Consider the following 24,188-nt stretch of genomic DNA (forward strand, 5'->3'; position numbering starts at 1 on the left):
GACGCGATCGGGACGCGTCGCTCGTGTGTATCGAACGGAGAGAAGCTACGGCGCGAGCACGGACGCGCCGTCGGGCCGAGACGCTCGCTTCGCCGGCTCGCCGTGGTCGTGGGCGGCGCGCCCACAAGCGCGCCGCCCTTCCTTCGAGGCCTCCCTTCGGTCGGCCTCGCCTCCTTCATGGGCGGAGCGGCACAGGACCGCTCCGCCGTTCATCCGAGCCGGCTTCGCCGGCTCACTGTGTTCGTGGGCGGCGGACCCCGAAGAGTCCGCCGCCGTTACTCCGAGACGCTCGCTTCGCTCGCGTCTCGCCTTACTCCTCGGACTCGACGCGCCCGCCGTCGGTGGCGGTCGTCGGCTCCGACGCCTCCTGCTCCAGCTGCTTCTGCCAGCGAACGCGCAGCAGGTTCCCGTACATCTGCAGGACGAGCCCGAGCAGCAGCACGAACACGCCCATGTTGATGCCGACGGTCAGCAGGATGTCGGTCGGCCCGCCGCCGATCGCGATCTCCCGTGGCACGGGATACCCCTCGTCGAAGAGGCTCCCGAGCAACACCGACACGATGCCGATCACCGTCATCGCGCCGACGACCGTCGACGCCATGTTCCACGAGGGCGCCAGCTCGAGCCGCTCGATGCCGGTTCCCTCGATGTCGTCGTCGTGCTCCTCGGGGATCATCGAGCGCGGGATGAACGCCTTCACCTCCACCGGGTACAGCGCCGGGTGGAAGCCGTGCTCGAAGATGTGGAACATCACGCCCATCAGCATGATGACGCCGAGCAGCCCGTGGAACGTGACGAACGCCGCGGCGGCGGTCTTCGTCGCCATGAGCTCCATCACGCCGGTCTTCGACCAGATGAGGAGCCCGGAGATCGTCAACAGCGTCAGCTCGGCCGCGAAGATGAACACGACGCCCTTGCCGATGTAGGTGAGCAGCGGGATCTCGTCGGCCGTGCCGCCCGCGAACTGGCGGGCGTTCGGGTGGCGCTCGTCGGCGCTGCCCAGGAGGAACCGCACGTCCTGGATGAACGCGTCGAAGTCGCCCTTCGACGGGAGGATCTCCCGGAAGTTCCCGCGGCCGGTGTCGGTCGTGACCATCATCAGCATCCAGAAGACGATGAGCGCGAGCAGCCCGGCGCCGGCGATCCGGTGGACCGCCGAGACGCCGGTTGCGCCGCCCATGAGGTTCACCATCCACCACAGCTCGTCGTTGAACATGAGGCTGTAGCCCGAGAAGAACAGCACGAACACGTCCAGCGCCAACAGCGTGTGGAACGTGGTCGTCATCTTGCTGAACTTCCCGTGATCGAGCTGCGTCATGCGGTCTCACCCCCGTCGTCGCCGGCGGTGTCGCCGCCGGCGTTTTCGGCCGTCGTCGCGTCCCCTGCCGTCGTTCCGCCCTCGACCTGCCCGCCGTCGGCGGCGACGGCGCTGGAGCCCGAGTCGCCGGGCTGGCGCATCCGGCTCGCGAGCCGGCGGAACGCGCCCCAGTGGAGGAACACCATGAACAGGATGAACACGCCCATGATCACGTCGGCCGCGTGGGTGATCGCGATCAGGAAGTCGAGCCAGGCGATCTGGTTCCCGGAGGTCCAGTCGGACCCGACGCCGGCGTTGGCGCCCTCGGCGACCGGCTGAATGCGGAACAGCTCCTCGTAGAACACCGCGAAGTCCGCGGCCCACCACAGGACCAGCGCGGTCACCGCGATCGCGACGAGCGCGTTGATCGCGATCGCCGCACGCGGGTAGCCCTCGGTCTCCGGGAGGTGCTCTCTGTAGCTCATGCGTTACTCCCCTCGAATTCGTCGGCGTCCTCGCCGAAGATGATCTCCATGGCGACGCCGTTGAAGAACGAGTCGGAGCCGCGCCGGTCGAGCTCGTTCGAGATCTCCTCGGCGTCGCCCACGAGCAGCGCGTCGGTCGCGCACTCCTCGGCGCAGGCGGGTCCCTTGCCGACGTCCTGGCGCTCCTCGCACATCGTACACTTGTCCATCGTGCCGCCGCCGCCGAACAGCCGCGCGGCGCCCTCGTCGGAGCCGGGGAACTGCGGCGCGCCGAACGGGCACGCCGACAGGCAGTACTGGCAGCCGACACAGAGGTTGTCGCGAACGTCGACGAACCCGTTGTCCTTCTTGATCAGCGAGTCCGTCGGGCACACCGACACGCACGGCGCCTCCTCGCAGTGATAACACTGCATCGGGATCGCCGTCTCGCCGGGCGAGGCGCCCTCCTGTCCGAGCGCGCCGCCGCTGTTGGTGTTGTACCGCTCCATCGGCTCCGCCGGCTGACCCTCCAGCATCGTCGAGATGCTGATTCGCTGTTCGTCCCTGGGCACGTCCCACGTCCGCTTGCACGCGACGACGCACCCGCCGCAGTCGATGCAGGCTTCGACATCAGGGAAGATCCGAGCATCGTCGCCGGTGCTCATCACCCCCTGACTCATCACCTGCTCGCTGGTTTCGTTAGTTGCCATTGGGAATCACTGAACCGTGCTGTTGTCGCGGACGTCGAAGTCCTTCTGCCGGCCGAAGCCGTCGCGGTCCTGCGGGAACTCGTACGACTCGATGTCGACGACGTTCTCCGAGAGGCCGTCCTCCTCGACGGGCCGCATCGACAGCTCCTCGACGACCTCCGGCGTCGCCTTCTGGATCCGTACCATCGACGCCTTCGTCTCCTGCATCTGCGTCTCCACGTCGTAGCCGCGGGAGGTGATCGCGTTCACCGACTCCCCGATGGCGTACGGCACCGTGCCCTCGGGGTAGCGCTCCTCCAGCGACTCGCCCTTGAACATCCCGCCCCAGTGGAACGGGAAGAACGTCTCGCTGTCGTTCGGACGGTGCGTGACGCGCGCCTTCAGCAGGATCGAGCCGCGGTCGGTCGTCGAGGCGACGACGAGCTCGCCGCCGTCGATGTCCAGCCGCTCGGCCATGTCCGGGTTGATCTCCACGTACATGTGCGGCTGGAGGTCGGCGGTGTGCTTGTTCGAGCGCGTCTCGGAGCCGCCGCCCTGGTGTTCGACCTGGCGGCCGCTCGTGAGGATCGTCCACTCGCCGTTGCCCGACTGCTCCTCGAACGCGCCGGCGTCCGTGAGCCGCTGCATGGACTCCTGCTGTGTCGTGCTGTTGTTCTGGTCGAGGCGGTAGAAGTTCCGCTGCTGGCCGTTGGCGGGCCACTGCTCGACCAGGTCCGGCCGCGGGCTCTCGATGGGCTCGCGGTGGACGGGCGTCGTGTCCAGGAAGCTCCAGACGACCCCCCGGGCGCGGCCACGCCCGGTCGGCGCGTCCGGCTGCGGGTTGTCGAACTGGCCGTAGAAGTCCATGTCGTAGTCGGCCCAGTCGTACTTCTGGTTCATCGCCTCGGCGGCGTCGGCGACGGAGGTGTCCTCCCGGAGCGCGTACTCGTAGGGGACCGTCAGCGCGTCCGCGTTGGACGCGTCGTCCGGCATCGTCGTCGCGAAGCCGGGGTACTGCGGGACGCCCTCGATCGTGCCGTTCCACCAGTCGGGATCGTAGGAGTCACGCAGCAGGCTGAGCCCCTCCTCGCCCTGTTGGTCGTACGTCGTCTGCATCGGGTACGGCTCGTCGGTCGCCATCCCGTCCCACTCCTCGGGCGTGGGCGCCTGCGTGCCCCACCGGGTGCGGAAGTCCTGGCCCCCGTCGCGGGGGTCCATGTCGTCGTTCCAGAGGATCGGCGTCCCCGGGTGTCCCTCGCCCCAGCACGGCCACGGGAGCATCCAGTACTCCCCGTCGACGGGCGTGCCGGGCGCGTGCGCCTTCGTGTCCTCGGTGGAGAAGGCGTAGTCGTACTCCAGGTGTTGCTGGAGGCGCGCCGGGTCCTGGCAGTAACCGATGGTCCGCATCCCGAGGTTGAACTCCCGGATGACGGACTCGTACGTCGACTTGCCGTTGTACAGCGCCGGACCCGACCCCCAGTCGAAGTGCTCGCCCATGCCGAGGTGTCCCGCCAGTTCCTGCATGATCTGTAGGTCGGGACGGGAGTTGTGTCCCGGCGGGCGAACCGGCTCCGACCACTGGGTCGCGCGGTGGGAGTTCGTCAGCGAGCGGTAGTGCTCGTACTGGCTGGAGGCCGCGAGCAGCACGACCTCCGTGTCGGACTCGTCCACGTCGGCCAGCACCGACGCCACCGACGGGAACACGTCCACGACGACCAGCAGGTCGAGGTTCTCGATCGCCTTGCGCTGTTTCTCCATCTCGGAGATGGAGTTCAGCGAGTGGCCCCACACGATCGCCGCCTTCAGCTCGTTCGGCTGGTAGATCGGCGTCTCGTTGAGCCGGTCCTCCTGCGGGAGCGCGGCGTCGAACCAGCGGGCCACCGTCAGGCCCTTCTGGAACATCATCGAGTTCTCCGCCGGGAACGACTCGTCGATCTCGTCGGCGTTCTCGGTGTTCGTCGACTGCCGGACGTACTTCTCCGGCGGCATCTCGTCGTACTCCTGATACAGCTCGTCGAAGGTGATCGTCCCCGAGGTCTGTGGCGTGCGCGACCACACGTCGCACCACCACTGCCACGAGCCGGGCGAGCCGACCGAGTAGTAGCCCGGCAGGATGTGGCTCGCGACCGCGAGGTCGGTCGCCCCCTGCACGTTCGCGTGACCGCGCATGACCTGCAGGCCGCCGCCCGACTGGGCCGCGGAGCCCGAGCCGAGCGAGAGCATCGCGTACGAGCGGATGTTCTGGGTCCCGTTGTTGTGCTGGGTCCCGCCCATCGCCCACTCGATCTGCATCTTGGGGCTGTGCTCGGCGACCAGGTCGGTCAGCTCCTCGATCTCGTCGGTCGAGAGCCACGTGATGTCCGACACCGTCTCGATGTCGTAGTCGTCGAGGTCGTCCTCGACGTCGGGCCACGCCTGCACGCGCTCGTCGATCATCTCGTCGTCCAGCTCCCCGCGGTCGCGGAGCTGCTTGACGACCCCCATCATGAGGGCCACGTCGGTGCCGGGGCGCAGGCGGTAGAAGTAGTCGGCGTGGGCCGCGGTCTTCGTGAACCGCGGCTCGACGACGACGATCTTCCCGCCGCGCTTCTGCCCCTCGAGGATGTGCTGCATCGCGATCGGGTGGGCCTCGGCCGGGTTCTGACCGATGATCAAGTTCATATCGAAGTTTCGATAGTCGTTGATCGAGTTGGTCATCGCCCCGTAGCCCCACGTGTTCGCGAGGCCGGCGACCGTCGTCGAGTGGCAGATGCGCGCCTGGTGGTCGCAGTTGTTCGTCCCGAACAGCGACGCCAGCTTCCGGAACGCGTACGACTCCTCGTTGGAGTGGTGCGCGCTCCCGAGCCACATCGTGCTGTCGGCGCCGTACTCGTCTTTGATCCGGGTCAGCTCGTCGGCGACCGTGGTGTACGCCTCGTCCCACGAGAGCTTCTCCCAGCCGCCGTCGACCCGCCGCATCGGCGACTTCAGCCGCTTCTCGGAGTGCTCCGTCTCGTAGATGCCCGCGCCCTTCGAGCAGAGCGACCCGTTGTTCACCGGGTGGTCCTCCCAGGGCTCCTGGCCGACGAACGCGTTGCCCTTCCGCTCGCCGTGGAAGCCGCACCCGACCGAGCAGTAGTTGCAGATCGTCTTCGTCAGCTCCGTGTGATCCGTGTCCGTTCCGTCCTCTTCCTCGCCGTCGCTCTGCGCCAGCGCTTGCCCCGCGCCGCCGCCACCGAGGGCGACCGCGCCGGCCAACGCGCTCGCCTTCATGAACGACCGTCTGTCTAGGTCCAGTGAGACCGGTTCCGTGCTCATTGTTTCATGTTGACATTCACCACTGGTTGATGGGCTATCGTGACATGACACGTAATCGACCTTCATTAATCTTCGCACCGAACGTACCTGAATTTTTTTGGTGTGCCTAAAACAACCGGAAAGATCATCCGAGATAATGCCGTCCGGCGATCTCCCGGCGCAAGGTATATACGCGCCACCCCGTTGACTCCGACGATGAACGTCGGGGCATTCGTCTGTTCGTGCGGGGGGACCTGCGACGTGGACCTGGAGTCGGTCCGCGACGGGGTCCGCGACGTCGACGTGGTCGCGTCCTCCGAGCAGCTGTGCCGGGACGCGCTGCCCGCCGTCGACGGGCTGATCGACGAGTACGACCTCGACCAGCTGATCGTCGGCGCCTGCGACGACGGCTGTAAGGCGACGTTCGACGACCTCGTCGAGCGCAACGGGCTCCACCCGGACGCGGCAGCCTACGTCGACCACCGCGAGCGGGCCGGCTGGGTCCACGAGCGCGACGACGCCACCGACAAGACCGCGCGGCTGTTCAACGCGCGCCGCACCGGCCTGGAGTACGAGGCCGCCACGCGCACCGTCTCCCGGGAGGCCGGCGAGCGCGTCGTCGTGGTCGGCGACGCCGAGACCGCGGCCGCGCTCGCCGATTCCGCCGAGGTGACACTTCTGGCGGACGGCGCGGAGTACGCCGACGGTCGTCGCGACGACGACTCCGACGCGGATCTCTCGGACGTGGACATCGAGCGCGGCCGGATCGTCGGCGTCGAGGGCGGGTTCGGCGAGTTCGAGGTACGGGTCGAGGCCCGCGTCACCGAGGACTGCATCTCCTGTATGAAGTGCGTGAAGGAGGGCCCCGACGGGATGGTGACGCGCCGCCCCGTCGACATTCACCCGGACGCGCCCGACGGCGAGTGGGCCGACTGCTGCCCCACCGACGCGATCGACCTGTCGGGCGTCACGCGCACCGTCGAGGCCGACCAGGTCGTCGACCCCGCGGGCACGTCGACCGCCCGCGGCGGCCGGATCGGCTACTACACTGGCCCCGTCGACGCCGCCACGATCGCCTCCGTCGAGTCGCTGCTGGGAGGCGTCTCGAAACCGAAATATCTGGACCTCGACATGGACGTGTGCGCCGCGGGCGACTCCGGCCAGCAGGGGTGTACCGCCTGCGTCGACGCCTGCCCGCACGACGCCGTCGATCGGCCCGCCGTCGACGAGGTGGAGTTCGACCTGACCGCCTGCGAGAACTGCGGCGCGTGCACCTCGTCGTGCCCGACGGGCGCGACATCGCTGCGGGAGCCGTCGAACGAGCGGATCGCCCGCGAGGTCGAGGCGCTGCTCAGCCGCGAGACCGACGAGGGCGGCATCTGGCCGTTCACCGGCGGCGACGACGGCATCGAGGCGCCCGTCGTCGCGTTCACCTGCGACGAGCGCGCCGCCGCGGCGCTCGACGAGTACGGCCGCCGCGCGGCCGCCGGCGAGGACATCACCTACCCGCCGGTGCTCCCCGTCGAGGTGAACTGCACCGACACCGTCGGCGAGGGGCACGTCATGCACGCGCTGGCGGCCGGCGCCGCCGGCGTCGCGGTCGTGGGCTGCGGCGGCGACTGCCTCCACTCCGGTCCGGACCCGAAGGCGGAACTCGTCGAGCGGCTCAACCGAGCGACGCGGGATCTGGGCCTGGGCGAACGCGTCGCGTTCTTCGCGCCCGACCCCCGCGAGCCCGACGAGTTCGTCGAGGAACTGAGCAGCTTCACGGAACTGACGCTGGACCCGACGCCCGTGCCGGAGGGCGAGCACCGCTCGACGGGCGTCGTCCGCGAGGACAAGCCCAATCCCGCGTTCAATAGCCACGACTGGACGCTCGAATCGGTCCGCCGTATCCTCGAGTTCGCCGAGCCCGAGCGCGAGACGGTTCGCGGGCTGAAGGACTTCGGCGTGATGTCCGTGAACGACGCCTGCAACCTCACGCCGACGTGTTCGACGCTGTGTCCGACCGACGCGATCCGCCGGACGGAGGACGGCAACCTCCAGTTCAACCACGAGGACTGCGTCAACTGCGGGCTCTGTGAGGAGGGCTGCCCCGAGACGGCGATCACGATGGAACAAGGGCTCGACCTCGGGCGCCTGCCCGAGAACCGAACGGCCGGCGAGGGCGCCGTCGCCGACGACGACCCGCGCTGGGAGACCGTCCACGACGGCGAGATGCTGGAGTGCGTCCGCTGTGGCGACCCGTTCACCTCGGCGGCCTCCGCCGAGCACATCCAGTCGGAGGTCGGCGACCTCGTCGAGGGGATCGCGCCCGATTCCGACCACAGCGTCTTCGAGTACTGCGGCGACTGCCGCGCGCAGTTGCTGTTCGACAACCGGTAAGCGACAGGACGACCGCCACACCCACTGACACCATGAGCACCGACGAACTCGCCGTCTACGACGCCCGGATCGAGCTGATCGACTTCTGCATCGAGGTGTTCCACGACGCCCCGACCGAGGAGTTCCTCTCGCATCTCCTCTCGGGCGACATGCGCACCCCGGAGGACAGCGTCAACGAGCACCTCGACGCCGGGTTCGAGCACGTCCGGGCGTTCGTCGACGCCCACGAGGGCGACGACGTGTCCGAGCTGCACAGCGACCTGCGGCGGACGTACACGGAGGTGTTCGTCGGCCCGCGCCCGCCGGTCCTGCTGCACGAGACGAACTACCGCGACGACACGGAGTTCATCGGCGAGGGGCTCGCGGAGGTGGAGGCCAGCTACGGCGCGGCCGGCTGGACGCCCCCCGAGGAGTATCCCGAGGAGAACGACTTCGTCGCCGTCGAGCTGGCGTTCCTCCGGTGGCTCGTGACCAAGCAGCGCGAGGGGAGGGACGAGACGTTCGGCTACGAGCGCGTGTTCCTCGACAACCACCTCATGACGTGGGTCGACGACGCCGCCGACGACATCCGCGAGGAGACGGACGAGCCCCTGTTCCTGGCGGCCGCGGAGATCCTGGCGGGCCTCGTCGAGTTCGAGGACGAGATCGTCGCGCAGATGGTGTGAACGCGGTCGGCGTCGCCGCGGCGGTCCCCTGCCGCGGCCGCGACCCGGCCGAACCGCGCGTTTCTCAGTCGTCGGCGGGCCGCCGCGTCGACTCCGGATCCGGCCCGGCCGCCGTGTAGACGACCGCGAAGCCGCCGAGCACGGACAGCCCCGCGAAGGTGACGGCGACCGGCGTGCCGATCGCCATCGCCTGCTCCATCGCGAAGTACGCGCCCCACGTCTTCCGGCCGATCGACTCGGCGGCGATCGCCATCGCGGCGACGCCCGCGACCGTCACGAGCAGTCCGAGCACCGACAGCGCCGCGAACGCCCGCGCGAGCCACGCGCCGGAGAGTCGGTCGGAGACCCCGACGCGCCGATCAGACATCGAACACCACCCGCGCGGTCAGCGAGACGGCGAGCAAGGGGACCAACAGCGTGAGCAGGCCGCCCATGAGGATCCCCATGTAGCTGATCGTCGATTCGAGGTGGATCGCCCAGTGCCAGGTCCCCTTGATCTCCGCGATGATCGCCACGGTTCCAACGGTGAGCAGCGAGAGCGCGAGCAGCGACGCGAGCGAGTAGGCGCCGACCCGCACCCAGTACAGCGCGTCGGCGATCCGGCCGCGGTCGCCGCCGGAAGAGTCGGCGACCTCCCCCCGGCGTCCGCCGTCCTCTGCGGGCGCGGTCGGGCTACTCATCGGCGCCACCCCCCGAGGCGTCGCCGCCGGTACCGGACGCGTCGGCGACTCCCCCCGCCGAACCGTCGACACCCCCCGTCGCGTCGTACGACCGGTACGCGTCGTACGTCGCCAGCGCGAGGACGAGCACCCCGACGCCGAGCACGACGAACGCGGGACCGAGCGCGAGCGGGAGGTTCGCGTGTGTTCCGCCCATGATACGGGATGACTCGGTCCGTGGACTCAAAGCGTTTGTGTCGGGGTAGCGACCGCCGACGCGTCGCCTCGGCCGCACCGGTCCGGCCCGGTCCGGTCCGGTCCGATCCGGTCCTGTCCGCTCCGGCCCGAGGTACCCCGACCGAACGCTTTTGCTCGCGTACACCGTGAAACGTCATAGAATGCCGTCTCGCCGGAGCATGCTGGGGAGGCTCGCGGTCGCGGCCGGGATCGGCGTCGCCGGCTGCACCACCGGCGCGCCGCCCGGGCTCCCGCTCGACTCCAACCCGCACTCGGTGCCGAGCAGACAGTTCGCCCAGCGCGACGTGCTCCGGCGCGACGCCGACGGCAACCCGCTGCAGGCGCGCCACCGACGCGTCCTCCTGTTGGACCTGAAGCGCGAACCCTCACGTGAGGCCGCCGAGACCGTCGAGCGCGCCCTCCGGACGGTGGAGGCCGCGTACGACTGGGCGCCGGACGGGCTGTTTCACGCCCTCGCGTGGGGGTCGACGTACTTCGACGACAACGGCGCGCTCGGACGCGTCCCCATCGAGCACCCGGAGGTTCTCACCCGGACCGACGACGAGGAACTCCAGCGTTTCGACGCGATGCTCGTGCTGGAGTCGGACGTGCCCTCACATCTCCCGGCCGCCGAGAGCGCGCTGTTCGGCTCGCGCGAGGAGGTGAACGGGGAGCCGGTCGACCACACGCTGGCGGACGTGTTCCGCCGTCGCGACCGCCGGACGGGCTTCCTCGGCGAGGGGCTGCCCGCCGAGCACGTCGACGTGGAGGGGCTGGAGGCGGACGCGCCGATGTTCTCGGGGTTCTTCTCCGGACGCGAGGGGAGCCAGGCGAGCGAGGACCGCGTCGCCATCGACGACGGCCCGCTGGCCGGCGGCACCACCGCGCACCTCTCGCACATCACCTTCGACCTCCCGCAGTGGTTCTCCCTCGACGAGGCGAGCCGGGTCGAGAAGATGTTCTCGCCGGGGTTCTCGACCGAGGACGTGGCCGACCTCGGGACGGACGTGCCGTTCGCCGACGCGGTGCGCGAGCACGCACGGGAACACGGCAGCGTCGGCCACCACGAGAAGGTCGCGCGGGTCCGCCGGGACGGCGAGCCGATCGTGCTCCGGCGGGACTTCAACACCGTCGACGACGGCCGGACCGGGGTTCACTTCCTCAGCTACCAGCGCGAGCTCGCGCACTTCCGGCGGACGCGCAAGTCGATGAACGGCTGGTACCTCCGCGACGACCACCCGGACATCACCGACCGCGAGAACAACGGCATCCTCGAGTTCATCACCACGCAGTCGCGGGCGAACTTCGTCGTGCCGCCCCGAGAAAAGCGTGCGTTCCCCCTGACGATCACCTGAGCGCGGCCGGGCGGACCCGTCGCTTACTCGTCGTCCTCGGCCGTGACGCCGCCGAGGTCGACCTCGCCCTCGCTCTCGCGACGGTTCTCCTCGTGCGGACCGCTCTCGTACTCCCACACCTCGTGGCCCTTGTACTCCTCCAGTCCGCCCTTCGGTCGCCAGCCGGTGTCCTCCGTTGCCATGTGGCAGTGATCAGGATCCGAGAACTTAGCTGTTGTCCCGGGACGGCTCGCCTCGGCGCCGAGCGGCGTCTCGGGACGGCCGTGTTCGGCGACCGCGCTACTCCGTCGGCGGCGCGTTCGGCGGGCGCTCGGCGTCGTCCTCGAGGAACACGTTCGCGAACAGGTCGACGTGCAGGCGCAGCAGGCGCTCGGCCGACAGCCCCGACTCCTCCGCCTGCCGGTCGAGGAACGTCGCGAGGTCGTCGCTGGGGGAGAACCGTACCCGCTCGCCCCCGTCCTCGACCTCGAAGGTGACCTCCGTGCCGCCGGAGACGAGGTGTTCGATCTCCAGCAACGCCTGTTCGAGCTTCACCTCCAGCGCGCGCTCCTCCTCCATCATGCGCTGGTCGGCCCACTCGTCGGCGGCCTCGCGGAGGCGGTCGCTCGGCTCGAAGGAGATCGCCATCAGAACGACACCCCCTGGCCCTCGAACGCCGGCTCCCACAGGGTCACCGTCTCACACACCGGACACTCCCGGCGGACCTCCCCCTCGGGCGAGCCGACGCGCGTCATCGTGCCGCAGTCGACGCACTCGTACTGCATGGACGGACGAACGGGATCCGGCGTGTTAGCCTTGTCCCCGGTCGGGGGACGCGGGCGACGCCGGCGACGGTCCCGGCGCGGCGTACGCCTCGGGCGACCTCACTCCTCGGGCGGCCACGCCCGCGGCGCGGGGTCGGACTCGCCGAGCTCGGCCATGTAGACGAACAGCAGCGCGACGATGCCCGCGAGCACCGCGACGCCGGCGAGCCCGCCGACGGCGTTCGTTCCGACGTACGAGCCGGAGAACGCCCAGAGGTTCTCGCTCGCGGCGAACGTCTGTACCGCGATGTAGGCGCACCACAGCCCGATCCCAGTCGCCATCGCGGTCAGCACCCAGCTTTGCGAGACGGCGTTTCGAAGTCCCATAGGGAGACAGTGACACGGGAATCACAAAAAGTGTACCTCCGGTCGCGGGCGGTCCGACGCCCGCACCTCGCGCTCAGTTCTCGTCGTCAGCGTCGCCGGAGGCGTCGTCCTCGGCGTCATCGCCGTCGTCACCAGCATCGCTCTGGGTGTCCTCGTCTTCTCCCTCCTCGCTATCGACCTCCCACCCCGACGCCTCGGCGGCCTCCGAGAGCGGGACGAACTCCCAGCCGGCGCGCTCGGCCCACGCGCGCTCGCCCGCCGACTCGACGCCGACGAGCACCATCCGGTCGGCGTAGAACATCGAGTTCGGGCCGACCTCCTCCAGCCGCTCGCCCGGGCCGGTCCCGGTGCCGTTGAAGAAGTCGAGGTCCAGCCGGTTGTCGCGCTGGAACTTGTTGATCACGTGGGCGTCCACGTCGCCGACGATCCCGACGTAGTCGGTCCACGTCTCGGCGTCCGCGAGCGCGGCGTGGAGGTTCGACAGCGAGCGCATCGCCCGGTACGACAGCGCCATCGTCATCTCGCTTTTCGTCTCGCCGTGGGGACCCGTCGCCTCGGGCTGTTCCTGGGTCTCCTCGTCGCGCGCGTCCGCCGAGACGCCGCCCCCGCCCCCGCCCTCGCGGGGGATGCCGACGGGCTTGTCGTCGTCCGCGTACGGCACCCGCGGCGTCGACGACGAGTCCGCGCCGAGGTCGTCGTCGTACTCGACGGGGTCGGGCTCGTCGGCGCCCAATTCCTCCGCCCGGGCGGCACCCGAGCGCCAGCCGTCGGCGCCGTCGGCGTCGCTCGCGTCCGTGCCGTCGGCGTCCGAACCGGTCGCTGGCGCCGACGCGTCGTCGTCGCTGCCGGCTCCGTCGTCCGCGCCGGCCGACCCGTCGTCTCCGTCGCCCGCCTCCTCGTCGCCGTCGGTCGGCTCGGCGTCCTCGGCGTCGTTCCCCCAGAACCAGTCGCCGCGGTTGGGTCGCTCGTCGTCGTCGGGCTGTACGTCGAGTTCGTCGAGATCAATCTTGTCGGGCATCGCTGGTGGTGTCAGTCGTCGGCTCGCGTGCGGTCGGCGGATCGGACGGGGGCGTCGGTCGGGAGGTCCAGCGCGCGACAGCGTTCGGCCGTCGGGATCCCCCGGTCGTCCCACCCGCGGGCGGCGTAGTAGGCGTCGAGCAGGCGCTCGAACGCCTCGCCGTCGACGGCGCGGCCGGCGGCGGGCGCGTCGCCCTCCGGGAGCGGGTCGCCGAACTGCGGGGGGAGCGTGTCGGCCTCGCGGTCGAACCCCTCGCGGGCGTTGAACAGCCGCACGAGCGTCCACACCCGGTCGCCGACGCGCCGGAGGTCGTCGTGCGGGACGCCGAGCGCGTCGAGCCACTCGGCGCCCAGATCGTCCCACAGCGTCTCGCCGGCGAAGTCGTCGACGACGAGGCTCCACAGCGTCGCGCGGGCGTTCTGCGCGCCCACGACCGCCTCGACGCGCCGGGCGGTGTCCCAGTCCTCGCGGAACACCTCCTCCTCGATGGGGCGCGCGCGGCGGTGGCAGCCGCCGCGGTCGGCGGTCGCGTACGCCAGCGCCATCCCGAGCGCGCCGCGGGGGTCGTAGGCGGGCAGCTCCATCGACTTCACCGTCGGCACGTAGTCGTCGCCGCCGTAGCGGTCGGCGGCGGCGTCGACGCCCTCCGCGAGCGCGTCCGCGAGGTCGTCGCCGTCGCTTCGTCGAGCGATCCGCTCGATCAGGCGCCGGGCGCCGTCCTCGTCGCCGAAACCGAAGTCGACCTGGTCGGCTCTGACCGCCCACGCGACGGCGTTGCCGGCGGTGATCACGTCGACGCCGAGGCGGTCACAGGCCTCCCCGAGCGCCGCGACCGCGTCGAAGTCGTCCATCCCCAGCCCGGCACCGAGCGTCATCGGCGCCGCGCCGCGGGGAACCGTCTCGCCGTCGTCGGTCTCGACCCGGAAGCCGCCGGGCACGTCGTCCTCGGGGTACTCACGCTCGGCCGCTGCGGCCTCGGCCGCCTCGATCCCGATGCCGTCGACCTCGTTTGCGGTGTCGCGCCAGCCGTTCGCGGGCAACACGCCCACCTCGGCGGCGAAGTCGATCGACTCCAGCGTCTCCCCCGCCGTCTGCCACTTGCCGGCGTCGGCGTCGGCGAAGGCGTCGGCGTACTCCGCGTGGAGGTCGGCGAGATCGTCGGGCACCGCCGGCGGGTCGCCGCGGGCGACGACCGCCTTCAGGTTCTTCGATCCCATCACCGCGCCGGCGCCGCCGCGGCCCGCGTGGTGGTCGCCGGCGTCGGAGGCGATCGTCGCGTACGCGACCTCGCGCTCGCCGGCGGGGCCGACGCACGCGACCGCCGCGTCCGGGTACGCCTCCGCGGTGGCGACCGTGTCCGCGCCCGAGAGGTCGCCCGCGGGCTCCAGCCGCGGGTCGCCGTCGCCGACGACCAGCGCCGTCGGCTCGTCGGCCGCGCCCGTCACGAGCACGCCGAGGCAGTCGGGCAGCGACCCCGCGAGCCGGTCGGGAAAGGTCCCGCCGGAGTAGGAGTCGAGGAACGCGCCCGTCAGCGGCGACTTCGTCACCGCGGCGTAGCGCGACTCGCCCGGGAGCGCCCCCGACAGCGGCCCGAGCATGAACCCGAGGCGGTTCTCGGGGCCGCGGGGGTCCGCGCCCGCGTCCAGTTCGTCGTACAGATACCGGGCGCCGAGGCCCTTCCCGCCGAGGTAGCGGCGGCGCCGCTGCTCGGGGACCGTCTCGAACGCGACGGTCCCCGCCGAGAGGTCGACGCGGAGAACCCGGGTCCGTTCCATCGGTACGGACGAGTCGGTCGACGCCGTTAAGCGTTTGCCAGGAGGCGAGTCGCATTCCGCGCGGGGACCCGGCCGCCGCACCCGATCCGGGCGCGGGAGTTTTTACCCGGGGCGACGGATCGCCGGTCATGACCCGGTACGCGGCGATCGTCGCCGGCGGACGCTCGACACGGTTCGGAGACCGCGACAAGGCCGTCGCCGACCTCGCGGGCGTCCCGATGGTCCGGCGGGTGGCCGACCGGCTCTCGGACATCGCCGACCGCCTCGTCGTCAACTGTCGCCCCGACCAGCGCGAGGCCATCGGGGCGGCGCTGGACGGCTACCCGCTCCCCGTCCGCTACGCCGAGGACCCCACGCCCGACCAAGGGCCGATGGCGGGCATCCGCACGGCCCTCCGCGGCGTCGAGGGGTGGGGCGACGCCGACGCGGCGGCGTTCGTCGTCGCCTGCGACATGCCGTTCGTCGACCCGCGGTTCGTGGCGGCGCTGTTCGACCGGCTCGACGGCCACGACGCGGTCGTCCCGCGCGTCAACGACGAGTGGTTCCAGACGACCCACGCGGTGTACCGTGCCGGCCCGATGGCGGAGGCCTGCGAGGCCGCCCTGGAACGGGGCGACCGAAAGATCGTCGCGCCCCTGCTCGATCTGGACCACGTGGTCGTCGGCGCCGACGAACTGACCGCCCTCGGGGTCGACGACCGGACCTTCGAGAACCTCAACACGCGCGAGGAGTTCGAGGCGGCCGCGGAGGCGTTCGAGTGAGGGGACGGGGACGACGCGGTCGCGTCAGGCGTCGATCACGTCCACGACCCGACCCTCCCCGAGCGCCGCCAGAACCACCCGGTCGATCCGTCCCGCCCCGTCCGCGTCGAGCGCCGCCCGAGCGATCTCGCGGGCGACGGCCTCGTCGTCGGCGTCGTCGACCTTGTTCACGAGCGCGACCGCCTCGGCGTCGGCGGGGACGTCCTTTAGCCCGCCGTCGGGCGACGCGAGCACCCGACCGACCGCCTCGGCGGTCACCTCGTCGCCCTCGTCGATGCCCGCGATCGCGGCGACGCGCTCGGGGCGGTGGACCACCGCGTCCGTCAGGGGTTCGCCGACGACGTGTGCGGAGGCGATCGGTACGACCGTGTCGGCGCCGTCGGGGATCTGCGGCTCCCGGTCGTCGGGCGCCTTGAACTCGCGCATCCGCGCGCCGTCGGCCTTCACGAGCACCGGGCCGTCGTGGGCGCCCGCGAGGTCGTCGACGACCGACGGGTCGTAGCCGAGGTAGCGGTCGTCCCGTTCTTGTTCCGGGACGAGCCCGAGCGGCCAGTCGACGCCGATGTCGGCGTCCGCGGCGTGGCGCTCCAGCGCGGCGACCGCGTCGCGGTCGACGACGACGCGCGCGACGTGGTCGTCGAAGATGGGGATGCGAACCGTCGCGGAGACGACCGCGCGGTCGAGGCGGTTCGCGAGCGTGTAGAGGGTCGTCTTCTTGCCGCCGGCGCCGACGACGCAGACGAGACCCTCGGTCGGGAGGGCCTCCTCGGGCGCGTTGGTCATACCTCGCTGTTCGTGTGCGCCGCCGAGTAGCTTGCGTCGCGGGACCCGTCGGTCGCGTTCCGGGCACGCGAGAGCGCCGCCCCGGCGACGCCGCCGGCGACGAACGGGACCGTCCGCCCGGCGACGCCCGCGGCCGCGGCGAGCGGCGGGGTCACGCCCGCGTTCGGCGCGAGCAACCCGAACACGACCGCCGCCGCCGCGTACGCGAGGACCGCGGCGCCCGCGAACACGATCACGGTCCGAAGGACGGTCCCCGCCTCGGCGTCGCGCAGTCCGGCGGCGTAGCCGGCCGCACCCGCGACCAGCGCGGCGACGAGCGACGACAGCGCGCCGGCGGCGGAGATCAGCCAGACGGTCTCGGTCGAGAGGTCGATCAGAGTCGGGACGAGTCCCTGCGCGGTGCCGGCGACCGCGGCGACGATCGCGGCAGCCAACGCGAACGCGATCTGTCGGCCGAGGCTCCCGGCGTCATTCGTGGCGGAGGGCATCGTCCGGGGCTCTCGGCCGCGGGTGACAAAACTTCCGCCGGTGCGACATCGACAGATCGGCGCCGGGGAGTGCCGGGGCGTCGCTTGGGCGTCGCCTGGGCGTCGCCGCCGACGCTACCGTGTCGTCGCCGACGCTACCGTGTCGCCTCGGCGACCGCCGCCTCCACCTCGTCGGTGTCGGGGAACGTCAGCGGCTCGGTCGCCAGCCACGTGTAGGAGACGGTGCCGTCAGGGGCGACCACGAACACCGCGCGGTTCGCGATGCCCGCCACGATCGACTCCTCGCGCTCTCGCGGGTCGGTTCCCTCCCCGCTCGCGTCCTCCTGGGCGCTTCGCGCCCCGCGGCGAACCCCGAAGTCCGCGATGATCGAGTTGTTGAACCCCGACACGAGCGGGTACTGCAGGTCGTACTCGTCGATGAACGCCAACAGCGACCACGGGGTGTCGGCGCTGACGCCGTACAGCGGCGCGTCCGCCTCCGCGAGGTCGGCCTTCCAGTCGCGAAGCTCACACAGCTCCTGCGTGCAGGTCCGGGAGTAGACGCCGGGGTAGAAGGCGAGGACGACCGGGCCCTCGTCGAGCGCGTCCGCGAGCGAGAACTCGCTCACGTCGCCGCTCGTGTAGCTTCCGCGGTCGGTTTCCCGCGCTGCCTCGGGAGTCGCCATCGGTGCGGTTACCTCGGGGGCGTCGTCGCCTGCGTCGAGCATTGTCGGCGTGGTATGGCGGCGGCGGCTAAACCCTTCGTGCCGCGGTAGTTCGATTCGTGGTCGAGGTGGTTGTGATCGTCGCTGTTGACTGTGTTGAGTAGCCGACCGCGGAAGCCCCCGCGGCCCCTTCCATTCCCGCCCCGCAGTCGGACGGGTGTCGTCGCAGGCGGACCCGCCCGAACACGACCCGCGGCGGTGGGTCAGTCGTCGCCGTCGGCGGTCTCGCCTTCGTCGTCGGCCTCGTACCCGTACGCCTCGCGCGCCGCCTCGGGGGTCAGCTTGCCGAGTCGCAGGTCGCGCTCGATGGCGTCGACGTCGCGGTCGGCGGGGTCGCCGTAGCCGCCGCCGCCCGGCGTGCGGACGCTGACGACGGAGCCGGCGGGGAGGTCGCGGGTGTGCTTCGCGGGCAGTTTCTCCAGTTCGTCGCCGTCGTCGTCGACCAGATAGGCGGCGCCGTTGGCGCCCTCGACGCCGCCGGCGAGGCCGTACGGGTGTGACTCGTGGCGCTCGGCGAGCAGGCTGAATCGCGCGGTGTGGTCGCGGACGCGGATATCGCGCCGGAGGCCGAGTCCCCCGCGGTGTTCGCCCGCGCCGCCGGAGTCGGGGCGGAGTTCGTAGCGCTCGATCCGGAGCGGGTAGGCGGTCTCCAGCACCTCCGCGGGCGTGTTCAGCGTGTTGCTCATGTGGACGTGGACGCCGTCCATGCCGTCGCCGCTCGCGCGGCCGCCGAAGCCGCCGCCCTGCGTCTCGTAGAAGGCGTACGGCGTCGGGTCGTCGCCCCGCGGGTCCCTGCCCCCGAGCGTGACGTTGTTCATCGTCCCCTGGCCCGCGGCGGCGACGGCCTCGGGCGCCGCCTCCGCGAGCGCGCCCAGCACCGCGTCCGTGACGCGCTGGCTCGTCTCCAGGTTGCCGCCGACCACGGCTGCGGGCGGCCGCGGGTTCACGATGGTCCCCTCCGGCGCGACGACCTCGATCGGGCGGTAGCAGCCGTGGTTCGGCGGGATGTCCGGGTCCGTCACACAGCGGACGGCGTAGTACGTCGCCGACGCGGTCACCGCGAGGACCGCGTTGATCGGCCCGTCGGTCTGGTCTGCCGTGCCGGTGAAGTCGACGGTCACCTCGTCGCCGTCGACGGTGAGCGCCACCTCGATCGCGAGGTTTGCGTTGCCCCGGCCGTCGTCGTCGAGGGCGTCCGCGAACTCGTAGGTGCCGTCCGGCAGCGCCGCGAGTTCGGCGCGCATCCGGCGCTCGGAGTAGTCCTTGATCTCCTCCAGCGCGGGGGCGAGATCCGAGCCATGCTCGGCGGCGAGGTCCCGGAAGCGACGTCGCCCGGTCGCGTTCGCAGCCACCTGTGCGCGGAGGTCGCCGCGGCGTTCCTCGGGGGTCCTGACGTTCGCGAGGATCATCGACAGCACGTCCTCGCGGACCTCGCCCTCGGGCGCGCCGTCCTCGGCGACGGCGCCCGTCCCCGCCTCGAACTTCACCGGCGGGATGCGCAGGCCCTCCTGGTAGATCTCGGTGGAGTCGGCCGCCACGGAGCCGGCCGTGGATCCGCCGATGTCGGCGTGGTGCGCGCGGTTGGCGGCGAACGCGATCACGTCCTCGCCGTCGGCGTCGTGGATCGGCGTCACGAGCGTGAGATCCGGGAGGTGTGCACCGCCCCGGAACGGGTCGTTCAGGAGGACCGAGTCGCCGGGATCCAACGTCTCCGGCGGGAACGCCTCGACCGCCGCGGCGACGGAGTACGGCATCGCGCCGAGGTGGACCGGCATCGTCTCCGCCTGCGCGATCATCTCGCCGGCGGCGTCGAACAGCGCCGTCGAGCAGTCGCGGCGCTCCTTGATGTTCGGCGAGTAACCCGTCCGCACGAGCGTCGCGTTCATTTCCTCGGCGACCGCCTCACAGCCGTTGCGGATCACCTCGAGGGTAACCGAGTCGACGCCGCCGTCGACGGTGTCGTCGCCGCGGGCGTCCCCGCCGCCGGCGCCGCCGACGGCTCCGTCGTCGCTCATTCGCCGTCACCCCCGGTGTCGACGACCAGGTTCGCGTCGCCGTCGACGCGCGCTCGCTGGCCGGGGTGGACGACGACGGTGCTCTCGCTCCCCTCGACGACCGCGGGACCGTCGAACGCCGCGTCCGTCGGCAGGCGCTCGCGGTCGTACACCGGCGTGTCGCGGTCGCCGTCGCCGAAGCCGACCCGACGGGTCTCCGTGATCGCGTCGTCGGGGTCGCCGGCGCGCTCCTCGACCGCGAGTTCGGGCGGCTCGACGAGCCCGCGGGCGCGCAGGCGGACCGTCACCAGCTCCACGGGTTCCTCGGGCGAGGCGTGCCCGTACCGGCGCTCGTGGGCCGCGTGGAAGCGCTCCTCGACGCGGTCGAGTTCGTCGCCGTCGAGGTCGCCCTCGACGGACACCGACAGGTCGAACGACTGGCCAGCGTACCGGAGATCGAGCGTGCGCTCGAACGCCATCGCGTCGTCCGCGCGGCCGGCGTCGCGCAGTTCCGCCCGGCCCTCGGCCTCGAACTCGGCGAACGCGTCGCGGACGGCGGCCGGGTCCACGTCGTCCAGGCGGCGCACCATCGAGGTGGAGTAGTCGTACACCACGTCGCTGATGAGCAGCCCGAGCGCCGAGAGCACGCCGGCGGCCCGCGGGACGACCACCTCGGGGATGTCGAGGGCGTCCGCGAGCGCGGTCGCGTGGAGGGGCCCGGCGCCGCCGAAGGCGACGAGCGCGAACTCGCGGGGGTCGTAGCCGCGCTCGACGCTGACGACCCGCAGCGCGCGGCGCATGTTCGCGTTCGCCACGTCGAGCAGCCCCCGGGCGGCGGCCTCCGTCGCCTCGGGGTCGCCGGCGACGGTCTCGGCGAGGGGCACGAACGCCTCCCGCACCGCCGCGGCGTCGCGACCGAGCGCGTCCGGGAGGAACCCCGAGGGGTCGATGCGGCCGAGCACGAGGTGGGCGTCGGTGACGGTCGGCTCGCTCCCGCCGCGGTTGTAGCAGACCGGCCCGGGCTGAGCGCCGGCCGAGCGCGGGCCGACGCGCAGGGCGCCGCCCGTGTCCACGTAGCCGATCGAGCCGCCGCCGGCGCCGACGGTGTGGATGTCGACCGTGGGCACGGAGACGGGGTACTCGCCGACCTCGGTGTCCGTCGTCACGAGCGGGTCGCCGTCGCGCACGAGGCTCACGTCGCAGGAGGTGCCGCCCATGTCCATCGTGATCAGGTCGTCGACGCCGCGGCGGCCCGCGACGTGGGTGGCGCCGCGGACGCCCGCCGCGGGGCCCGAGAGGAGGGTGTTGACGGGGCGCTCGCGGGCGGCGTCGGCCGCCATCAGCCCGCCGTTCGACCCCATCACGCGAAGCGGGGCGTCGACGCCGAGGTCGCCGGCGGCGGCGGCCAGCGACCCGAGGTAGGCGTCCATCACTGGCTTGAGCGCGGCGTTCATCGCGGTCGTCAGGGTGCGCTCGTACTCGCGGATCTCCGGGAGGACATCCGAGGAGAGCGAGACGCTGGCGTCGACGCCCTCCTCGCGGAGGATCTCGCGGACGCGACGCTCGTGGGCCGGATGCTCGAAGGAGAACAGCAGCGAGACGGCGACGCTCTCGACCCCCGACTCCCGGAGGTCGCGGGCGCGGGCGCGGACGGTCGCCTCGTCGAGGTCGCGGAGGACGGCGCCGCGCTCGTCGACGCGCTCGGGCACCTCGAACCGGCGGTCGCGCGGGACCACCGGGTCGGGCTTGGTCGCGTCGAAGTCGTAGATGTCCGGGCGGGTCTGGCGGCCGATCTCGACGGCGTCGCGAAAGCCCTCGGTCGTCAGGAGGGCGGTGTCGGCCCACTCGCCCTCCAGTACGGCGTTGGTCGCGACGGTCGTCCCGTGGCCGAGAAAGTCCACCTCGGCGAGCGGCGCGTCCAGTTCCCGGAGGCCCGTCACGACGCCCTCGTCGGGCGCGTCCGGGGTCGAGGGCGTCTTGTCGACGCGGATCCGGCCGTCCCGGACCGTCACGAGGTCCGTGAACGTGCCGCCCACGTCGACGCCGACGCGCGTGCCCGCCGGCGCGTGGTCGTCGGTCATACCCGAGGGTACGGGGGCTGGGTTGTATGCGTTCGCTTCGCGGCGCAGGTCGCTGCCGAACGGCGGGGCGCCGGCGGCGACGCGGGCATCAGCGTTCGCGTTCGCGCTCGACCTCGCGATCGGCGGTCGCGTCGCCGCCGCGGTTCCGGACGCGCTCGCGGGCTGTCTCGGCGTCGGCGTCCTCCGTCTCGAGCAGGAGGTCGAGGCGGCGCTCGAACTCGACCTCGTCGATGTCTCCCTCGGCGTACCGCTCGCGGAGCCTGTCGACCGGGTCGCGCTCGTCTGTCGGGCCGTCGGTCGTGGCGTCGCTCGGGCCGTCGGGTCGGCTCCCGGCGTCGTCGGCCCGCCACTCGCGCAACGCGTCGAGGGCGCGTTCGAGGTCTTCGTCGCCGTCGTCGACCTCGAACACCTCATTCAGGAGGACCGCCGACAGCGGCGTGAGGAGGAACCAGCCGAGGATCGCGACGACCGCGGCCGCCTGCCCGCCGACGAGGATCGCCGCGAGCGCGACCGCCGGGAGCGTCGTCACGGCGAACAGCGCCGGGGCCGCCCGGACGAGTCGATGGCGAGGGCTGGTCACGGCAGAGGGATCCACGACGGAAGGCAAAACCGTTGCCCACGCGGCCGGCTACAGCTCCTCGGAGTGGCGCACGTCCACCGCGATCCCGCGGGTCGACGAGCGCATCTCCGCGCCGTGCATCTCCGCGCGACCGACCGCGAACGCCTTCGGTCCCTCGACGACGACCTCGTCGCCGACGCGGATGTCGTCGTCCGCGTCGACGACGCCGGGGGCGAGGACGCTCCCCTGCGGGACGAACGCGTCGATCTCGACGGTCTTCGTCGGCGCGTCGCTGTCGACCCACTGTCGGGCGCCCGCGAGGGTGAAGGCGAGGGCGCCGTAGGTCGGCACCATCGTCGCCAGCAGCTCCTCGTCGTCGTCGCGGACCTGGAGCTTCGGGTACCGCGAGCGCGTGTTCAGCTCGTCGAACAGGCCGTCGCCGGCGCCGTCGCCGAGCATGTAGTCGGCGATGGCGCGGACGGTGTTGTGCTCGCGCTCCCGCTTCGTGTACTTCAGTTCGCCGTCGAGCGTGGACATGAGGTTCCCGATGGACTCGGTCGTCGTCGGGTGGTCCTCGACGGTGTACTCGAACGGCACGTCGACCTGCTCCGCGACGCGTTCGCAGATGTCGCGGTAGCCGTCCTCGGGGACGTGCGCGATGACTCGGGGGTACTCGTTGCGCTCCAGATAGCGCCGGAGGACCTCGGCGACGAACCCCTTCTCGTCCTCGGACCACCGCCCCGTAACCACGGTGTCGTAGTGCTGTGCGGGGTAGGTGAGTTCGAGTTCCTGCGGGACGACGCCGATGGGCGAGGTCATCGACGCGAGGTGCGCGCGGAACTGGATCGCGTCGTGGAACTGCCCGTGGCTCTGGCTCTCGGAGTACGGCTTCTTCGCCGAGCAGGGAACCAGCACGAGGGGGTTGCGGAAGCGGTTGACGTAGCGCTCGGACACGCGCTGGGCGAAGCGCTGGATCTCCGGGCGACGGATCGTGTCGCTCGTCGCGGCCGCGAGTTCGTTGTTGCGGGCGACGGGCGCGCGCTCCTCGACGTAGCCGTACTGCTGGTCCAACTCGCGGAACGCGGCGGTGAGCCACTGCTCGTGGCGGGCCTGTCCCTCGACGTAGTCGCGGAGACGCCCCTCCCGGGTCCGCCGACGGACGCGACGCAGTTCGGCTTCCAGCGCGTTGACGTTGTGCTCCTCGCAGGCGGCGCGGTCGAACTCCTCGCGGGGCACCTGACACGCCGGGCACGAGCACGGCAGTTCCTCGAGGTCCTCCAGGAAGCGCTCGCCCTCGTCGGTGAGGTACTTCCCCTGGCTTCCCTTCACCCGCGCGCGTTTCGCGTCGACGAGGTCGACGCCGGCGTACACGAGCGTGGCGGCGTTCAGCGGCGTGGCGACCCCCGACAGATAGAGCGCGGTGTCGGCGGGAACCGCCTCGCGCACGTCGATCACGGCCTCCGCGAACGCCGAGGCGTGGCCGACGACGCCCTGCGCGTTCGAGAGGACGTACGCGTCGACGGGCGCGGCGGCGGCCCCGCCCGAGTTCGGCGCGTCGCTCGTGATCACCGCGGCGGTCGGCCCGTCGACGGCGGCCGCCGAGTCGGGGTAGTCGGGGGCGAAGGCGTCGACGACCTCCTCGCGGGTGCCCGCGGGGTACGCGCGGTGGGGCAGGACCGTGAGGGCGGACTCGTCGCCCTCGGGCACGTCTCGCTCGGCGTTCCACAGCGACCCGGCGTCGCGGACCACGTCGTCGGCGAGCGCCGGGGTCGTGAGGGGCGAATCGAGGCGAAGCTCCCCGAGGCGGGCGGCCCCGTCCCGCTCGTGGACCTCGAAGTAGTCGGTCATGCCCCGAGGTGTGCGGCCCG

24 protein-coding genes are annotated in these 24,188 nt (G+C 71.6%); 4 read left to right on the forward strand and 20 right to left on the reverse strand.

Features of this window, described 5'->3' with window-relative positions; translation table 11 throughout:
• Positions 1–310: 310 nt before the first annotated feature.
• The 4 genes from K6T36_RS07015 to K6T36_RS07030 are packed head-to-tail and all read right to left on the reverse strand — an operon-like array spanning position 311 to position 5,747.
• Positions 311–1,318, reverse strand: coding sequence for a cytochrome b/b6 domain-containing protein (locus tag K6T36_RS07015; protein WP_222923217.1), 1,008 nt, complete (start codon positions 1,316–1,318; stop codon positions 311–313).
• Positions 1,315–1,782, reverse strand: coding sequence for a hypothetical protein (locus K6T36_RS07020; protein ID WP_222923218.1), 468 nt, complete (start codon positions 1,780–1,782; stop codon positions 1,315–1,317). Before K6T36_RS07020 ends, K6T36_RS07015 begins: the two co-directional genes overlap by 4 nt.
• Positions 1,779–2,471: a 4Fe-4S dicluster domain-containing protein gene (locus tag K6T36_RS07025; RefSeq protein ID WP_222923219.1), complete on the reverse strand. Its 693-nt coding sequence runs from the start codon at positions 2,469–2,471 to the stop codon at positions 1,779–1,781. The genes K6T36_RS07020 and K6T36_RS07025 overlap by 4 nt, the downstream gene beginning before the upstream one ends.
• A gap of 6 nt (positions 2,472–2,477) precedes the next feature.
• Positions 2,478–5,747, reverse strand: a complete 3,270-nt coding sequence (locus K6T36_RS07030; RefSeq protein ID WP_222923220.1) for a molybdopterin-dependent oxidoreductase — start codon at positions 5,745–5,747, stop codon at positions 2,478–2,480.
• Between the two features lie 195 nt (positions 5,748–5,942).
• On the opposite strand from K6T36_RS07030, the gene K6T36_RS07035 reads away from it, so the two are divergent.
• Together K6T36_RS07035 and K6T36_RS07040 are read left to right on the forward strand one after the other, a co-directional pair.
• The gene (locus K6T36_RS07035) at positions 5,943–8,111 is read left to right on the forward strand and encodes a hydrogenase iron-sulfur subunit (RefSeq protein ID WP_222923221.1); all 2,169 of its coding nucleotides are present in this window, start codon (positions 5,943–5,945) and stop codon (positions 8,109–8,111) included.
• A gap of 32 nt (positions 8,112–8,143) precedes the next feature.
• A complete protein-coding gene (locus tag K6T36_RS07040; RefSeq protein WP_222923222.1) occupies positions 8,144–8,776 on the forward strand; it encodes a TorD/DmsD family molecular chaperone in 633 nt (210 codons plus the stop codon).
• Positions 8,777–8,840: 64 nt separating this feature from the next.
• On the opposite strand, the gene K6T36_RS07045 is transcribed toward K6T36_RS07040, so the two are convergent.
• Genes K6T36_RS07045 through K6T36_RS07055 form a run of 3 tightly spaced genes read right to left on the reverse strand, consistent with a single transcriptional unit; the run spans position 8,841 to position 9,652 of the window.
• On the reverse strand, positions 8,841–9,143 hold the full coding sequence (locus K6T36_RS07045; protein ID WP_222923223.1) for a hypothetical protein: 303 nt from the start codon (positions 9,141–9,143) through the stop codon (positions 8,841–8,843).
• Positions 9,136–9,456, reverse strand: a complete 321-nt coding sequence (locus K6T36_RS07050) for a hypothetical protein (RefSeq protein ID WP_222923224.1) — start codon at positions 9,454–9,456, stop codon at positions 9,136–9,138. Before K6T36_RS07050 ends, K6T36_RS07045 begins: the two co-directional genes overlap by 8 nt.
• Positions 9,449–9,652, reverse strand: a complete 204-nt coding sequence (locus K6T36_RS07055) for a hypothetical protein (protein ID WP_222608728.1) — start codon at positions 9,650–9,652, stop codon at positions 9,449–9,451. The genes K6T36_RS07050 and K6T36_RS07055 overlap by 8 nt, the downstream gene beginning before the upstream one ends.
• A 181-nt stretch (positions 9,653–9,833) precedes the next feature.
• Here K6T36_RS07055 and K6T36_RS07060 point away from each other — a divergent pair, with 181 nt between their 5' ends.
• The gene (locus tag K6T36_RS07060) at positions 9,834–11,027 is read left to right on the forward strand and encodes a DUF7405 family protein (RefSeq protein ID WP_222923225.1); all 1,194 of its coding nucleotides are present in this window, start codon (positions 9,834–9,836) and stop codon (positions 11,025–11,027) included.
• Positions 11,028–11,050: 23 nt separating this feature from the next.
• Here the strand turns inward: K6T36_RS07060 and K6T36_RS07065 are convergent, their stop codons facing one another.
• From K6T36_RS07065 to K6T36_RS07090, 6 genes are all read right to left on the reverse strand, one after another.
• Positions 11,051–11,209 (reverse strand): hypothetical protein, encoded by a 159-nt coding sequence (locus K6T36_RS07065; protein ID WP_222923226.1) that lies wholly within the window; start codon positions 11,207–11,209, stop codon positions 11,051–11,053.
• Positions 11,210–11,306: 97 nt separating this feature from the next.
• A complete protein-coding gene (locus K6T36_RS07070) occupies positions 11,307–11,654 on the reverse strand; it encodes a hypothetical protein (protein ID WP_222608731.1) in 348 nt (115 codons plus the stop codon).
• On the reverse strand, positions 11,654–11,791 hold the full coding sequence (locus K6T36_RS07075) for a hypothetical protein (protein WP_222608732.1): 138 nt from the start codon (positions 11,789–11,791) through the stop codon (positions 11,654–11,656). Before K6T36_RS07075 ends, K6T36_RS07070 begins: the two co-directional genes overlap by 1 nt.
• A 99-nt stretch (positions 11,792–11,890) precedes the next feature.
• On the reverse strand, positions 11,891–12,157 hold the full coding sequence (locus K6T36_RS07080; RefSeq protein WP_222608733.1) for a hypothetical protein: 267 nt from the start codon (positions 12,155–12,157) through the stop codon (positions 11,891–11,893).
• A 73-nt stretch (positions 12,158–12,230) separates the two neighbouring features.
• Positions 12,231–13,175, reverse strand: coding sequence for a DUF7124 domain-containing protein (locus K6T36_RS07085; protein ID WP_222923227.1), 945 nt, complete (start codon positions 13,173–13,175; stop codon positions 12,231–12,233).
• An 11-nt stretch (positions 13,176–13,186) separates the two neighbouring features.
• Positions 13,187–14,950, reverse strand: a complete 1,764-nt coding sequence (locus K6T36_RS07090; RefSeq protein WP_222923228.1) for an aldehyde ferredoxin oxidoreductase family protein — start codon at positions 14,948–14,950, stop codon at positions 13,187–13,189.
• A gap of 128 nt (positions 14,951–15,078) precedes the next feature.
• On the opposite strand from K6T36_RS07090, the gene mobA reads away from it, so the two are divergent.
• Positions 15,079–15,711 (forward strand): molybdenum cofactor guanylyltransferase, encoded by a 633-nt coding sequence (mobA, locus tag K6T36_RS07095; RefSeq protein ID WP_222923229.1) that lies wholly within the window; start codon positions 15,079–15,081, stop codon positions 15,709–15,711.
• Positions 15,712–15,735: 24 nt separating this feature from the next.
• Here mobA and yqeC read toward each other — a convergent pair whose 3' ends face one another.
• From yqeC to arcS, 7 genes are all read right to left on the reverse strand, one after another.
• The gene (yqeC, locus tag K6T36_RS07100) at positions 15,736–16,494 is read right to left on the reverse strand and encodes a selenium cofactor biosynthesis protein YqeC (RefSeq protein WP_222923230.1); all 759 of its coding nucleotides are present in this window, start codon (positions 16,492–16,494) and stop codon (positions 15,736–15,738) included.
• Positions 16,491–16,982 carry a hypothetical protein gene (locus tag K6T36_RS07105; RefSeq protein WP_222923231.1) on the reverse strand — a complete coding sequence of 164 codons (492 nt, stop codon included), beginning with the start codon at positions 16,980–16,982 and terminating at the stop codon, positions 16,491–16,493. The genes yqeC and K6T36_RS07105 overlap by 4 nt, the downstream gene beginning before the upstream one ends.
• Positions 16,983–17,116: 134 nt before the next feature.
• Positions 17,117–17,689: a redoxin domain-containing protein gene (locus tag K6T36_RS07110; protein ID WP_222923232.1), complete on the reverse strand. Its 573-nt coding sequence runs from the start codon at positions 17,687–17,689 to the stop codon at positions 17,117–17,119.
• Between the two features lie 200 nt (positions 17,690–17,889).
• Positions 17,890–19,701 carry a hydantoinase B/oxoprolinase family protein gene (locus K6T36_RS07115; protein WP_222923233.1) on the reverse strand — a complete coding sequence of 604 codons (1,812 nt, stop codon included), beginning with the start codon at positions 19,699–19,701 and terminating at the stop codon, positions 17,890–17,892.
• On the reverse strand, positions 19,698–21,761 hold the full coding sequence (locus K6T36_RS07120) for a hydantoinase/oxoprolinase family protein (RefSeq protein WP_222923234.1): 2,064 nt from the start codon (positions 21,759–21,761) through the stop codon (positions 19,698–19,700). Before K6T36_RS07120 ends, K6T36_RS07115 begins: the two co-directional genes overlap by 4 nt.
• Before the next feature lie 88 nt (positions 21,762–21,849).
• A complete protein-coding gene (locus K6T36_RS07125; protein WP_225935198.1) occupies positions 21,850–22,341 on the reverse strand; it encodes an SHOCT domain-containing protein in 492 nt (163 codons plus the stop codon).
• Positions 22,342–22,389: 48 nt separating this feature from the next.
• Positions 22,390–24,168 carry an archaeosine synthase subunit alpha gene (gene arcS / locus K6T36_RS07130; protein ID WP_222923235.1) on the reverse strand — a complete coding sequence of 593 codons (1,779 nt, stop codon included), beginning with the start codon at positions 24,166–24,168 and terminating at the stop codon, positions 22,390–22,392.
• Between the last annotated feature and the right edge of the window lie 20 nt (positions 24,169–24,188).

The organism is Halobaculum roseum (genome assembly GCF_019880245.1).
Taxonomy (GTDB): Archaea; Halobacteriota; Halobacteria; order Halobacteriales; family Haloferacaceae; genus Halobaculum; species Halobaculum roseum.